At 40.8% G+C, this 14,975-nt stretch carries 10 protein-coding genes; 6 read left to right on the plus strand and 4 right to left on the minus strand.

Annotated features, from left to right (window positions below; all coding sequences use genetic code 11):
* Positions 1 to 50 precede the first annotated feature (50 nt).
* Both EOK74_RS14915 and EOK74_RS14920 read left to right on the plus strand, forming a co-directional pair.
* On the plus strand, positions 51 to 1,766 hold the full coding sequence (locus tag EOK74_RS14915) for a purine-cytosine permease family protein (RefSeq protein WP_133470821.1): 1,716 nt from the start codon (positions 51 to 53) through the stop codon (positions 1,764 to 1,766).
* 19 nt (positions 1,767 to 1,785) lie between these two features.
* Positions 1,786 to 3,288: a mannitol dehydrogenase family protein gene (locus EOK74_RS14920; RefSeq protein WP_133470822.1), complete on the plus strand. Its 1,503-nt coding sequence runs from the start codon at positions 1,786 to 1,788 to the stop codon at positions 3,286 to 3,288.
* A gap of 54 nt (positions 3,289 to 3,342) precedes the next feature.
* On the opposite strand, the gene acnA is transcribed toward EOK74_RS14920, so the two are convergent.
* Both acnA and EOK74_RS14930 read right to left on the minus strand, forming a co-directional pair.
* On the minus strand, positions 3,343 to 6,069 hold the full coding sequence (gene acnA / locus EOK74_RS14925; protein ID WP_133470823.1) for an aconitate hydratase AcnA: 2,727 nt from the start codon (positions 6,067 to 6,069) through the stop codon (positions 3,343 to 3,345).
* Between the two features lie 102 nt (positions 6,070 to 6,171).
* Complete coding sequence (locus EOK74_RS14930; protein ID WP_133470824.1) at positions 6,172 to 6,924, minus strand: PRC-barrel domain containing protein; 753 nt, start codon at positions 6,922 to 6,924, stop codon at positions 6,172 to 6,174.
* A 706-nt stretch (positions 6,925 to 7,630) separates the two neighbouring features.
* Here EOK74_RS14930 and EOK74_RS14935 point away from each other — a divergent pair.
* Genes EOK74_RS14935 through EOK74_RS14950 form a run of 4 tightly spaced genes read left to right on the plus strand, consistent with a single transcriptional unit; the run spans position 7,631 to position 10,791 of the window.
* Positions 7,631 to 8,470, plus strand: coding sequence for a MipA/OmpV family protein (locus EOK74_RS14935; protein ID WP_166638784.1), 840 nt, complete (start codon positions 7,631 to 7,633; stop codon positions 8,468 to 8,470).
* A gap of 60 nt (positions 8,471 to 8,530) precedes the next feature.
* Positions 8,531 to 8,851: a DUF3019 domain-containing protein gene (locus EOK74_RS14940; protein ID WP_166638785.1), complete on the plus strand. Its 321-nt coding sequence runs from the start codon at positions 8,531 to 8,533 to the stop codon at positions 8,849 to 8,851.
* Entirely contained in the window at positions 8,851 to 9,552 is a 702-nt protein-coding gene (locus EOK74_RS14945) for a response regulator (RefSeq protein ID WP_133470827.1), read from the plus strand. Before EOK74_RS14940 ends, EOK74_RS14945 begins: the two co-directional genes overlap by 1 nt.
* 6 nt (positions 9,553 to 9,558) lie before the next feature.
* Complete coding sequence (locus tag EOK74_RS14950) at positions 9,559 to 10,791, plus strand: ATP-binding protein (RefSeq protein ID WP_166638786.1); 1,233 nt, start codon at positions 9,559 to 9,561, stop codon at positions 10,789 to 10,791.
* Positions 10,792 to 10,833: 42 nt separating this feature from the next.
* On the opposite strand, the gene EOK74_RS14955 is transcribed toward EOK74_RS14950, so the two are convergent.
* Both EOK74_RS14955 and EOK74_RS14960 read right to left on the minus strand, forming a co-directional pair.
* Entirely contained in the window at positions 10,834 to 12,426 is a 1,593-nt protein-coding gene (locus EOK74_RS14955; RefSeq protein WP_133470828.1) for a general secretion pathway protein GspF, read from the minus strand.
* A gap of 31 nt (positions 12,427 to 12,457) precedes the next feature.
* Positions 12,458 to 14,974 carry a LamG domain-containing protein gene (locus tag EOK74_RS14960; protein WP_133470829.1) on the minus strand — a complete coding sequence of 839 codons (2,517 nt, stop codon included), beginning with the start codon at positions 14,972 to 14,974 and terminating at the stop codon, positions 12,458 to 12,460.
* Position 14,975: the final 1 nt, after the last annotated feature.

The raw sequence follows: 14,975 nt of genomic DNA on the forward strand, positions 1-14,975 counted from the left end.
ACAGTTTGAATGAAATACTCAAAAGAAGAATTTTAAGGTTGGTAACAAAGATGAAGTCTGAAACATCAAGCGTAACACTCGATAATGTTAGTGAAGAACAACTACCCATTCCTAAACATAAACGTAAGGGATGGTCACATTTTTTAGGCATATATGCCGGCGAACATGTAGCCGCAACAGAGTTCGTTATAGGGGCTACTTTTGTAGCTCTTGGCGCTACCATGACAGATATATTGTTAGGGCTATTGATTGGTAATGTGTTAGCAATACTTAGTTGGACTTTTCTTACTACCCCTATAGCAGTAGAAACCCGTTTAAGCTTATATACTTATCTCCAAAAAATAGCCGGAGATTCAATGACAAACCTATATAACTGGGTCAATGTCATTATATTCACTGTGATATCCGCGGCTATGGTTACCGTCTCTGCAACCGCTGTGCGATTTGCCTTTGGTATACCAGCACAATTGAGTTGGTATCCAACCAATGCATGGTTTGTGTTAGTGGTATTGGCTGTTGGTATGATAGTGGTGCTGGTGGCTATGTATGGCTTCAACGCGGTATCTAATTTCTCTCGGATTTGCGCTCCATGGCTTTTTGTAATGTTTGTTAGCGGGCCGTTAGTGCTTATGCCTGCTCTTGCCGAGCATGTAATTGGTCAAACAACCTTGACGAGTTGGGCTGACTTTATGCACATAGGAAGCATTTCAGTTTGGACTGGAGTCGACGCCCAAGGTGAGCCCGGTATAGGTTTACTCGAAGTGATAGGTTTTGCCTGGGCTGCGAATACTATTACTCACTTCGGCTTAATTGATATGGCATTATTCCGCTATGCTAAAAGCCGTACTTACGGCTTATGCACCTCATCAGGCATGATGTTTGGTCATTATATAGCTTGGATTTCTGCAGGTATTATGGGGGCAGGAACTGCGGTTATTGTTAAAAAATCAATCATTGAATTAGACCCAGGTGATGTAGCGTTTCAGGCTTTAGGTTTGTCTGGATTAGTTATTGTTATCGTTGCTGGGTGGACAACTGCCAATGCAAACTTGTACCGAGCAGGCTTAGCTGCACAAGCTATATTCAAGAACCATTCACGTAATAAAACCACCTTAATTGTTGGTGTCGTGGCTGTGTGTATTGCGTGTTTCCCTTTTGTTTTTAATAAAATGCTGCCACTTTTAACCTACGCTGGTTTACTTGTTGTGCCTGTTGGTGCCATCGTTTTTACTGAACATTTCATCTTCCCAAGAATTGGTTTTACTCGCTACTGGGCTATGTTTCAGAACCTTACCCATAGTACTCCTGCTGTGGCTTCTTGGGGCTTGGGTTTAGCTTTTGGCTTTACGTTAAATGCCCTTGACGTGATGTCATTTTACTATTTGTTTCTTCCCACTTGGTTCTTTACATGTGTGGTTTATATTCTTTTAGCTAAACGTTACGGAGCGGCTGAAGCCTACCCTGAAGAGCAAGCAAAATTAGATGCTTATGACCAACAAGTAGAAGAACTTCATGCAGAACAAGCACTGTCAGAACCTGTATCTACCCCCAAAACAACTTTAGCCACAAAAATAATCCATTGGGTTTCACTCTTAAGTCTAGGCATTTCTCTTGCTTTGGCATTCAACACTATGTTTATGAGTGCTGATGTTTCGGCTTACGAAAGCAATCGTGATTTATTCTTCGATGTTGGCTTTATTTGTACCATTATTTATTTTGCTTCTGCCTATTGGGTCATGCAACAAAATAAAAAAGTTGTAGCCTAAGAAAAAGGAAGCCTAAATTATGCAAAACAAACCTAGTATTCTTTTAAACAATGCTAATTTAACGGCGTTACCAGAATCAGTAGTTGAACCTGGGTATGACCGTTCTAAGGTGACTTCTGGCATTGTACATGTGGGTGTGGGGGGCTTTCACCGCTCTCACGAAGCATTTTATACTGATGCTTATATGGCAGAAAGTGGAGATCTAAGTTGGGGGATTTGCGGTGTAGGTTTACGTGACGCCGACCGTAAAATGAAAACCTTACTCGAAGCCCAAGACTACCTTTACACCTTAATTGTAAAACATCCAGATGGCACCATAGAAAACAAAGTAATCGGCAGCTTGAGTGACTTCTTGCTTGGATGCGATGATCCTGAAGCGGTCATTGATAAAATGGCCAGTGAAGAAACTAAAATTGTGTCTCTTACCATTACTGAAGGGGGCTATAACTTCAATCCAGCTACAGGTGAGTTTGATTTTAGTAACCCAGACGTAATCTATGACTTGGCGAATCCTAATACACCTCGTTTGGTTTTTGGGTATCTTGTGGCGGCATTAAAGCTGCGCTGTGAAAACGGACTCCCTCCGTTTACTGTGCAATCTTGCGATAATGTGCAGCATAACGGTGATGTGGCTAAAAAAATGTTGATTGCTTACGCAACTGCTGTTGATAGTGACTTAGCCCAGTGGATTGAGTCAGAAGTAAGCTTTCCAAATGCTATGGTTGACCGCATAACCCCCGCGACGACTCCTGAAGATATTTCCTATTTGCAACAACTTGGTATTCAAGATGAGTGGCCGGTAACCTGTGAGCCGTTTCATCAATGGATCATTGAAGATAAGTTTACCTTGGCTCGCCCAGAGTGGGAACAAGTTGGCGCACAGTTTGTAACTGACGTTACACCCTACGAAAAAATGAAAATTCGTTTGTTGAACGCAGGCCATTCGGTACTAGGTATTTTGGGCTCATTGCACGGTTTTGAAACCATTGACGAAAGTGTACAAGATCCACTCTTCGCTAAGTTTTTACGGCATTTTATGGATGTTGAAGTGACACCCATTTTGTCGCCAGTAGCAGGAATTAATTTGGAAGAATATAAAAGTACCTTACTAGAGCGCTTTGCTAACCCTAATATTAAAGATGGGTTAGCTAGAATATGTTCTGAAAATGCTGCCAAGCTTAGTACTTTTATGTTGCCTACAATACTAGATAACTTAGCAAAAAATGGTGAGATTGAATGTGCAACCTTAATCATAGCTGCTTGGTGTTATTACAGCGATAAGCGTGTTGATAAACAAGGTAAAGCCCTCGCCATTTCTGATGCAATGGCTGATGAAGTACATAAGCTTGCCAGCCAAACATCAGAGCGGTCTACTGCTTTACTAGAATTAGATGCATTGTTTGCAAGCCTTACCAGCTCAAGTGTATTTGTGATGGCTTATAAGAAACAAGTTGTGGCCTTTTACGATACTCCAAATGTTAAGCATCATATGCAAATGATAATAGACAACTACTCAAGCTAATTTAGCTAAGTCATCATACAAAACACCCGCTAGTTAGCGGGTGTTTTGTATCTGCTACTCAGTTTCATTCAGGCTACGTAGCACATACTGTAAAATACCACCATGACTGAAATAACTGAATTCGTTTGGGGTATCTATTCGAATACGAGTTATGAAGCTGCTAGTTTTACCACCTTTTGTGACTTTTACTTCTGCTTCTTTTTGTCCTTGAGTCACAGCTTCGATTGAGTACTCTTCAGTACCATCTAGCTTTAATGCTGTGGCACTATCTCCTTCTCTAAATTGTAAAGGCAATATCCCCATGCCAATCAGGTTTGAGCGATGAATACGCTCATAACTTTCAGCTATGACTACTTTAACGCCAAGTAATAATGGACCTTTGGCAGCCCAGTCTCTTGAACTACCCGTACCATATTCTTTACCGGCAATCACCATGCTGGGAGTGTTTTGTTCTTGGTATTTCATTGCGGCATCAAACACACTCATTTGCTCACCTGTTGGTTGAAATCGGGTCCAACCGCCTTCTGTACCGGGAGCTAATTGGTTCTTTAGTCTAACATTGGCAAAAGTACCCCGCATCATAACTTCGTGATTCCCCCGCCTTGACCCAAATGAGTTGAAGTCTAGCTCATCAACTTCGTTATTTCGTAAATACTCAGCTGCGGGACCATCAAGGGCGATGCTACCAGCGGGTGAAATATGATCTGTGGTAACCGAGTCACCTAGTTTTAATAAACAACGTGCGTTTACTATCCCTTTTACAGGGTCAGGCTTATCTTTCATGCTTTCAAAGAAAGTTGGTTTTCTAACGTAATGTGATTCGGGCCAATTGTATTGGGCACTATCGACTACTTCCAATGCGTTCCAGCTATCGTCACCTTCAAAAATATGAGCGTAACGTTCGCTAAACATATTACTGCTTACAACTTCGGTAACGAGTTGTTGTATTTCTTCACTAGCAGGCCAAATGTCCCGTAAATACAAAGGCTTACCTTGATTAGATGTGCCTAGAGGCTCAGTTAACAAATCTATATTCATATTACCTGCCAAAGCATACGCCACAACTAAAGGGGGGGAGGCTAGATAATTTGCTTTTACATCAGAATGGATACGACCTTCAAAATTTCGGTTGCCAGATAGTACCGCGCTGACATTCAATTTAGATGCCCGAATGGCTTTGCTGATTGGATCGGGTAATGGCCCTGAGTTACCAATACAAGTAGTACATCCGTAACCCACCAAGTTAAACCCCATGGATTCTAAGTCACTGGTTAAATCAGCTTTGTCCATGTATTCAGTTACAACTTGCGAGCCTGGAGCAAAACTGGTTTTTACCCAAGGTTTTACCTGTAAACCTAAAGCTTTGGCTTTTCTCGCTAATAGACCTGCGGCAATCAACACTGATGGGTTCGATGTGTTGGTACAACTGGTGATAGCAGCAATGACTACTGCACCGTTATCTAGATGAAATTTTTGATTGTTGTATTCACATAAAGCTTTTTCTGTAGAGGGCTCTGGAGGTTGACCTCCTTCGCTTTCAAAGCGGCCTTTTTCAGGGTCAGCTGTGTTGACTATAAGCTTCTCTTGCTCCGATAACCAATCCTTAAATTGACTAGCGGCTTCAGTCAAAGGGATACGGTCTTGAGGCCTTTTAGGGCCTGCAATTGAGCTAACCACTTGACTTAAATCTAAGCTGAGTTTGGCGTGGTATTCTGCTGATTGTTGGGCATCTGTGCCCCACATTCCTTGCTTTTTAGCATATGCGGTGATTGCTTTGATGTGCTCTTTATCTCTACCTGTTAACTCTAGGTATGTGATGGTTTGCTCATCTATCGGAAACAAACCACAGGTAGCACCATACTCAGGAGCCATATTGGCTATGGTTGCGCGGTCAGCAATATTTAGATGCTTTAGGCCTTCACCAAAGAATTCCACAAACTTCCCTACTACGCCAAACTTACGTAGAGTCTCTGTAATAGTAAGCACTAAGTCAGTAGCAGTGGTACCTGGGGGTAAATCACCTATTAGCTCCATGCCCACAACCTCGGGAACTAACATAGTAACGGGTTGTCCTAGCATGGCGGCTTCTGCCTCAATGCCACCTACTCCCCAACCCAACACACCTAGTCCGTTGATCATAGTCGTGTGTGAGTCTGTTCCCACCAATGTATCTGGGTATAAAAGACTATTGTCTTCATGATCGCTGTCTTCAAATATGACTCTGGCTAAATACTCCAGGTTAACCTGATGCACAATCCCTTTGCCCGGAGGTACTACTTTGAAATTATCAAAGGCTTTTTGACCCCAACGTAAAAACTGATACCGTTCTTTATTTCGCTCAACTTCTTTCGCAGTATTTTTACTGAAGGCATCTTTTTGAGCGAAATAATCCACCATAACTGAGTGGTCAATCACTAACTCAACGGGCTTTAAAGGGTTAATTTTTTTTGAATCGCCCCCTAGTTCTACCATTGCATCTCGCATGGCAGCTAAATCTACAACGGCAGGTACACCAGTAAAATCTTGTAAAACTACTCGTGCCGGGACAAAAGCTATTTCCTGGGCTGCCGTGTTGTGCACATCCCATTTGGCGACAGCATCAATATCATCAGCTTGTACAAAATTTTGGTCACTATGGCGGAGTAGGTTCTCTAACAAAATTTTGGCGGCAAAAGGCAACCGAGATAATTCGTATTTATCAGCCAGTGTCTCTAGGCTAAAGTATTTAAAACTACGACCATCTAGGGTTAATGTTTGCTGATATTTGGTCTTATTTTGCATGCTGTGCTCCTAGTTAAATGCCCAGAACTAAAGTAATTGTTTGGTATTAAATATAATTAATGACCGATTAAATAAATAATCAGCCCTAGTATTAGATTATAGTTAGACTGACATAAGATGCTTCTGAATATATTGTTGGTAAGACTTATCATTCAGTAATTCTGGTTTATATTCTGGGCAAGATTTAAGGTTTTCTGCACTCAAATGACTCGCTATATTGTGCCCTAACCAGTTAATTTCATTGATATGTTTAGGAGCCACTACTATTTTTTTGTCATCAGAAAAAATGCCATGGGTTTCAACAACAATCAATGGTATTTCCCAGTTCTCACTGTCTAAAACCAGATCATACACTCGCCCTAAAGCTTGGTCGTAGTAATGTAAATCGTAACCTTGTATTTCATCGATCGAGCGCAAATGATTGGCACTAGTGCCTTCTTCCACTTGCCCAAGGGTTTCTATGTCGGTCATATCTTGTTTTTTTGCCAGTGCGGTAGGATTGGCAAATTCACCCCATGCCCCAGGCCCAGTCCAATAGTAACCGTATCCGAAATGCCTAAATAGCAGCTCTTCATACTCCCGTGACACGGGTTTGTGTTCGTCAACAGAGGGACTGTCTTTAACCTGTTGTTTAGACAAGGTCACACTAATTTTTTCTTGTTCGATATCAAAATCTAGTAACGATACCGGAGAAATAAGCACCTTGGGGCTCAGAGGGATCCAGCGGTGTGTATCCACATACATATATCTGACTGTCCAAGCGCGATCATCGAATAAAAAATCTTGACTAGCTCCTATATCACCGTCAGTGGCAGCAATCGTGAATCGTTTAACCTCTCTGAGACCTGCATACATATAATTTCTCCTTGTTGACTATAGTGAGTACAACAGAAGCAAATAACACACCAGTCAAAATATTAGGAGAGATTCAAGGGGTTAGCTATTTCTGGCGATTGCCGCTGTGGTAGGAGTAGTAAAATTTACCTTGTGGTGTGTAATTTTTACTAAGTATATTCACATGATTTTGATTGCTTTAAGTACATATTTGAGTACTCATTGACGCAGCGTTAGCATTACATTAGATGCCGGTAAATTAAAGAATATAGCTAGGTACTAAGGTGATCATTTAAGAGGCTGCTGAGTTAACTTTTTGTAACTAACTCATAATCGATAGTTTGTGTTTTAGTAAATATGCTGGACGGATTGAAATTACTTAGGATTTTTTTTAATTTTTGATAAGTCAGTGGGGGCCTCGAGTATATCTATACTAGGTCTATTATCGCCTGAACATGCCACTAAGACTAAAACAATCATAAAGATAATTGCAAAACATAGTAAATCACCCACATTATGTTTTTTCTGCTGAGACATAACTCGACCTCTCGTTAGCTTCATAAACTTTATTCTCACAGTTTAATGATCTCTTCCCTTTATTAATGCCTCAAATTGCTATTAATTGTGAATAATTGTAATCGAGCCATTTATAAAAGAAAATATTTGGTAGTCTGGGTGCATAGTTCACGTTTGGAGTACTTATTTGTTTGTTTTTAGGCGCTTAGCTTTGCTAATTACATGTTTGTTTATATGCTATTCGTCAACAGCATGTTCTGAAACAGAGGAGTGTATTTCAGAAAATAGTTGGCAGCTTGGCTTAGCCGTAGGTTTAGGTATTAAAACCAACCCACTTGTAGGTGGCGATAATATCCCATTGTTAGTATTGCCAGATATTGCTTGGTATGGAGAAAAAGCCTATTTTGACAACCTTGAACTAGGTTACCAATGGATAAATAACGGGGCTATAAGTTCAGAAAGTTTTATACAAATAGATAGTGAGGCCGCTTTTTTTAACTTTCTACATCCCGACAATATATTCACTTCCAACACCATAAGTGGTTCGGATGAATATTTGGATACGCCCAGCGAAGATGAAAACACTAACAAAGTTCTATCCATAAATGATGTTGCTGATAGATATTGGGCTGTAAATGGGGGGGGGCGTTTACATTACTTTGTTGTCAATTCTGAGTTTTCCATTGCAGCGATGACAGATGTTTCTGGTGTGCACAAAGGCCATCAGCTCGAAGTGGTTTATCAATATAAATGGCAATGGCATACGGCCCGCTTTAACACTAAGCTTGGAGTTAATTGGAAAAGTACAGATTTAGTTGATTATTATTACGGTGTTGACGAACGGGATACTGATCAAAAAGATTTGTTTTATGAAGTGAAAGGCGGATGGCAGCCACACCTTAGTGTGAATGTACAAATTCCCTTTGATGAACATTTAATGTGGCTCGTTAATTTAGGGTATCGTAAATTACCAGACACTATTTATCGTAGTCCCCTTATTCAAAGTAATCATATTAAACGAGTTTTCTTTGGAGTGGCATATCGCTATTAAAGGGCAGAGCCGTTGAAACATAGCCTCTTAATACTTACGTTATTATGGAGTAAATGTGGATTGGCAAAAACACCATCATGGACGGTGCAGCCAAACATTTGTATAGCACAAAAAGTGGGTGAAACCTGCCATATTGAGTTGGTTATCACGACTCAAAACCTGCAATCTGGCGTATATTGTCTATTTATTGGTTCAAAAAAAGTAATTTGTAGCCAAAAAGGGGGGCTACCTAGAAAACTTGCCCTTTCTTATAGTGAAAATATTAGCTTGGTATTAAAAGATAAAACCGGAAGTCAGGTACTCTCTCATAATTTATCAATAAAATATAAAGAGGCTAAAAAGTATAGACGTAGGATCCGTAACCCCTGGAGTATATTTTAATGAAACAGGTTTTATTAGTTGAAGATGACGAAAGACTAAGCACACTTATTTGCCAGTTTTTAATTGAAAATGGATTTGCGGTCACGCGTTTAGCCAATGGTAAAGGCCTTATAGAGCAGGTTAAAAGATCGCCCCCAGATATATTAATTTTAGACATTATGTTGCCGGGTGAAAATGGGTTTACACTTTGTAGAAATGTACGTTCTTTTTACCAAGGGCCGTTATTATTCATGACGGCAAAAAATGATGATTTTGATCAAGTATTAGGCTTAGAAATAGGGGCTGATGATTATATTATAAAACCTGTTGAACCACGGGTACTAGTTGCAAGACTAAATGCACTTTTACGCCGTAAGGCACCTATTATAACAGAGGCTTCAAAGTCAGAAAAATTATGTTTTGGTCAGCTGGTTATAGATAGCTCAAGTCGCACTGCACTGCTGCAAGGCGAAGATGTATTTTTAACTAGCCATGAATTTGACATGCTTTGGAAGTTAGCTGAAACCCCTTCGACCTTAGTTGAGCGCTGTACACTTTACACTGAACTTATTGGCCGTGAATATGATGGTTTAGACCGCTCCGTAGATGTAAGAATTTCTCGATTGAGGAAAAAGCTTAAAGATAATAGCCAACACCCTTACCGAATCAAAACCATTTGGGGAAAGGGCTTCTTTTTTGTAGCTGATGCCTGGGACGATTGATAAGTAATGGCCCGATTATTTATCAGTCTGTATGTCTTCATAGTGCTTGCCTTAGTTGGTCTAAGTGCGGGTTTAGATAGATTATTCTTCAATGATGAAAGTAAGCAAATTTCTGATGTTTATATTCCTTTAATCGAACAGGCTAATAAGCAAAATATTGAACTTACAGCGTTACTTAAAAATTTGGGTTTAACTTACAAAGAATATGCTACTGAGGATATTGCCTGGTCCAAAAGTAATTTGAAAAAACTGGAGAATGGGGAGGCTATTAAGTTAAGTGATCCCGTGTATGGTTCTCAAGTTTATATTTCTGTAGACGACGGCAGTCTGTTAGAAATAGATATACCAGAATCAGGTCTGGATTCAGCTCACTTCTTTATTTACAGTTTATTGTTTTTTATCCTCTTAGGAGGCGTGATAGGGCTATGGATTTGGCCCCTATGGAAAGACTTGGCTAGTTTACAAAAAACAGTAGCTAGGGTCTTACCAGATGGGAGTATTGCTAAAAATCAAATTCATCACTCATCTCTAGTTTTCCCCATCGCACAATCTCTGAATACCATGGGTGAACAAATTGCCCAGTTGATGCAAAGCCAACGAGAGCTTAGTGGTGGGGTGGCTCATGAGTTTCGCACTCCATTGGCGAGATTAAAATTTGCCTTAGCCATGAAACCAAGTGCCCAAAGTGAACCTTGGAAAGACATGCATAACGATGTCAATGAGCTAGAGAGATTAGTGCAAGAGATGCTTGATTATGCCAGTACTGAAACCCGAGTGCCTGAAATGAATTTGGCAGAAATTCCCATAAAGCAACTCTGTAATGAATTACTTGAGCGGCTCAAAAAAAGTCATTTTAAAAATTTACAGGTTATCGTAGTGGGAGACGATGTGACGATTTTAGCGGATGAGCACTTTATTGAGCGATCCATTAAGAACTTAGTGTTAAATGCAGTGCGTTATGCCCATAGCCAAATAAAAATTCAAGTTATACAAGATAAAAACTACATCGATATATGTATCGAGGATGATGGACCAGGGGTAGCTGAAATTATTCGCGATAGAATATTTCTACCTTTTTTTCGTCCAGATGAAGGACGAGATAGAGATAGGGGCGGTGCTGGGTTAGGTTTAGCCATAGTTAAACGTATCGCAAGCTGGCATAAAGGCACCTGTTATGTTGATACATCTGAATTAGGTGGCGCAAAGTTTGTGATTCAATTACCGAATTTACTCAATTAAGATGTAAATAAGCAGTTGCAGGATTTGCACTGTATTTGGTTTTTAGCTGTAGGTGCCACTAACTATGGGTTCAAAGGCTGTCAGGCTATCCATCAAGGCACTATTTCCTAGACCATGAGAAGGAAAAAGGTCTGCGAAGTTGCCTTGTTCTCCATGTAGCGCCATGTAGTTCAAAATAACTGTTTCAGCTAGTAGGTTTACGTTATTTGCTGCTGGGCTTGAGGCAGTTTCTACTGAAGCATCACTGCGCATATAACCGATTTGTTGATGCTGAGCTTGGGCATCTGGCGTAGCCCCTATTAATTGTGGTGTGCCTCCTGGGTTATACACTAAGAAAAATGAAGATGCGGTGGATGAGTTATCGCCACTCCAAACGCCTTTACCACGGCCGTCTTCAGATTCATCGACCATACCATTACTGGCAACTGAACCATCACTACAAACGTACATCATTAGAGGAACACCAACTCTTGCTGCATATTCTAAACAAGCGCCCATACATCTACCGGCTCGTAAATCTCTAGATTCACCTGTAGAACGATTGCCTGTATGGTAGTCAAAACCACCCATTGTAATAGTGCCTGCTCCGGCAAAGCCATTGATCACTAATTTCATAGTAGAAGCTGTTTTTCTGTATTCGGCATCGCCATCAAATTCATCTTGGGTGAAAATACCACTATCGCCAACGATGTCAGCATCTAATTCTGGATTCAGGGTAGACGGGTCTCCAAACCTATCGGCAATATCAGCGCTTTTCACGTATCCACAATTAACTAAGTCCTTGAGTACGTCGTCTGTGGTGATCTGTGTGTTTACCTTACCTAGCTTCATAGCGCTAATACGTTGTATTGATTCCATTACTGTCACTGAATCTTGCTGGCTTAATAAACCGATTAAATCTCCGGTATCCACTAAGCCAGTAACATCTGAAGGTCGGTCAATCTTAGTTGGGCGTTTGGCTGCATCAATCATAGAGGTGGGAGACATAGAGTTACCACCAGAATCCGTATTTCTAGAGCCAATTAAAGTAAGTAGCGAGCCATCTGAGCCAGCCTTGTTTACTCCGTACATAGGATTGTGAGGGTTATTGCCTGTATCATTTTCAGAGCGGGCTGGAATAACTGCTCCATTAACATTTGCTCTGTTAGTGATATTCAACTTGTCTTGGATGCCACGTAAAAAAGCGCTGTCAGCATGGAATCCCAAACCAAGCTCTGTATTAATGTAGTCACTTAAACCCGTATCTGGGTTGGCAATCGATGGGATCATATCGCCAGGTAATCCTAACTTGCTATAACCTGCTGTGCTTAAAAAATCTTGCTGGCCACCTTGGCCGCCAACCAGAACATTAGAGCCAGAAATGTTAGCTCCCCCTGCTAAATCAAATACGATAAAGGGTATTTTTCCTGCGCCTTGAGTAGCGATACCACAGCTACTTTTTAATGATTCTAAATCCGATGATAGAGCAGCGTGAGCCTTGTTTGGAGAGGCAAATAGACTTAAGGCAGAACCACTTAAAACGGTTCCCATGCCAGCCATAAACCCTTGGGCGATAAAATCACGCCTAGTCATGGGTTTAGCATGACAAGCATGATAAAGGGGGGCGTCTGGACTTAATGTTGGTTTATGTTTCATCTTGGTACCCTTTAAACTTTATCTATCGTTATTATTGTAAGGTGATGGCAGCGCTACCTAGCGCGCCGGCACATACGGCTTTAACGACGGTTTTGGTATAACTTGCATCGCAGGATTTACCATTACTACAGTCTGTGAGCCTATCTATAAGTGAGTTTAACTCAATCGCTACGGAACTATTGTCAGGTTGGGTCTCTAAATTTATACCTAAGATATTTTCTGAAATAGGGTCGAGTATGAGATTTCTATCTTGATTCTCGAAAGCACTAGATGCGGCTTCATCAAAATCAAAACCATTAAAGTAACTTTCTCTTAATGAAGTGGTTTCCACTAACTGATCGCAGTATTTAATGGCCATTTGGGTTACAGCCATTTGGTTTGATGCTAAAAAGCTGCTCATGTTGGTAACTGAAGGAAGCTGTTGTTTCAGTGCTTCAAAGGTAGCTTTTACCTCAGTATTATTAGTAGGTACTGTGGTGGCTGCTGCCATGCTGGCATTAATTTCAATAAAGTTTCTGATACCAATATCAGACTGGGGATCCAAGTCTGTGGCTTCAGCAGGAGCTGCTGGGTCCGCTTCAATTACCACATTGGTTTGGTCACCAAGTACTTCAAATGTTAAGAAAAATTCGTCTAATTCAGCGCCTTTTTCGATGGCTACAATAGTGCCCATAGATGACAATACTTGGCCTTCACCGGGTATGTAGTCTGAGTCTGTAAGTTGTATGTTGAGGTTTTGGAAAACTTGCCCAACTGTGGCTTCGCGGCCATTGATTCCTATGCGCATGCCTTCAACAGGTATGCTACCAATGCTGGCTGATTCATCCAGTGAGATAAAGAAGGGTTCAGTAAATAAGTAACTGTAACTATCAAATTGACTAACTTCTAACACTACATAACTTTGGGGGACGTCTGTGATATCAGTAACTTCGAACAATAAAAAGAATTTTTGACCTATGCCCATCTCAAAGTTTTGAATGATTTGTTCACTAGATAAAACACGGTTATGAATTGCTACCATTCGAATAGAGCCCGCCCACGGAATATCTCCTGAGACTTCATTACCTAAAACAAAGGCGTAACTGTCATTCCAATTTCCAAAACCACCGGCTTGCACATTGTCTAAGTTACCTGTGAATTCTCCATTTACAAAAATTTGTCGGCCATTGATAGGATCATAGTTTACAACCACATGTTGCAAGCTAGCTTGCAACACTTCGTCTGCATCTGAAGTAGATAAAGTCGGCTCGCCATTTAGGTCTGTCTCAGTGGTACGTAACAGTACATCGTAATTGTATAAGCTTTGTCCAAGGGTAAAGTTGCGGGTGGTGTCACCACCAGAATAGCTGATGATCCTAGCTGGACCTTCTTGAGTAACATTTGCTGGTACTACCCAGGCTTCAATTGAAAATTCTCCAGTAGCAGTAATTGAATCATATATTTTTTTACTATTAGTCGTTGAGCCTTGAGCTTTGCCATCTGTTAGCTGTATGCCCCAGCCACTAAGCCACTCTATATCACCATTTAAGGTTAAATCTAAGGCTGGTTCAACGCCACTGGTATCAAAGGCTGTACTGCCAGATCCCGCTTTGAACTCCCACTTGGCAATGGCATTGGTTTCAAAACGACCTCCGCCTGTTGCTAAGGTACCTTCATATAAGGTTATCGCTTTGCTATTAATAAGTGACTCATCTAGCTCAGTGACAGATATTTCCTCAGCCATGGCTAAAATAGCGTCAATAAGGTCGTTTGCATTGCTAGAGCAGTCGCTCCAACAATTATGGAATTCGTCTCTGACTCGTTCTACAAAACGAGAGTTTTCTGGGATATCCAAATTGATTCTAGATTTTGAGGCTTCGTAAGCTTCGTCAATATCGCTAGATGCGAAATACGGCGAAATGGGAATAGTGGCAGAATTGGTGTGGCAGTTTGCACAATAGGTTTCAAGTAATGGATAAACAGTGTCAGTAAATAATTCATTAGACTCTGGAAAGTTCTTATTAGCGCCTGGCTCCTTAGATAGCGGGGCTTCTAGTTGTACTTCATTGGCTACATTCTCAGTTTGTGCCCAGTTTGCTACCCAAGTAGTCATAATATCAGCGCAGGCTTCATCACTGCTTAACCAGCAGTTGTGGCCTTCGGAAATTTTACTCACTAACATTGAGTCCTTAGGTGATGTCAAATTCACTAATGAAGTGGCTTCTTTATAAGCAAGGTTAATATCATCATTTCGTACAAAGGCCGGTGATTGGGTATTTTGTATATGACAAGCACCACATCGACTTTCAGTACTAATATTGTCCCATAGCTCTACTTTAAATTGTGTTACATCTTGAGTTGACGCTACAGGACCTGAGTAAGCGTTTGTTTCTATTGTGTCTGAAGAGGTCAAAGGATTTTCGACCACAGCTGTGGTATCAGAACCGCAGCTATTAAATAGCGTTGTAATGATAATAAAAGTGACTGAATTTTTTGCAATTGAGATGGTGCTATAACGACTCAACTTAGCTAGTAAAGGGTTGAATAGTCTGCGAATTTTGATACTCATG

It is taken from the genome of Paraglaciecola marina (assembly GCF_004360155.1).
Classification (GTDB): Bacteria; Pseudomonadota; Gammaproteobacteria; order Enterobacterales; family Alteromonadaceae; genus Paraglaciecola; species Paraglaciecola marina.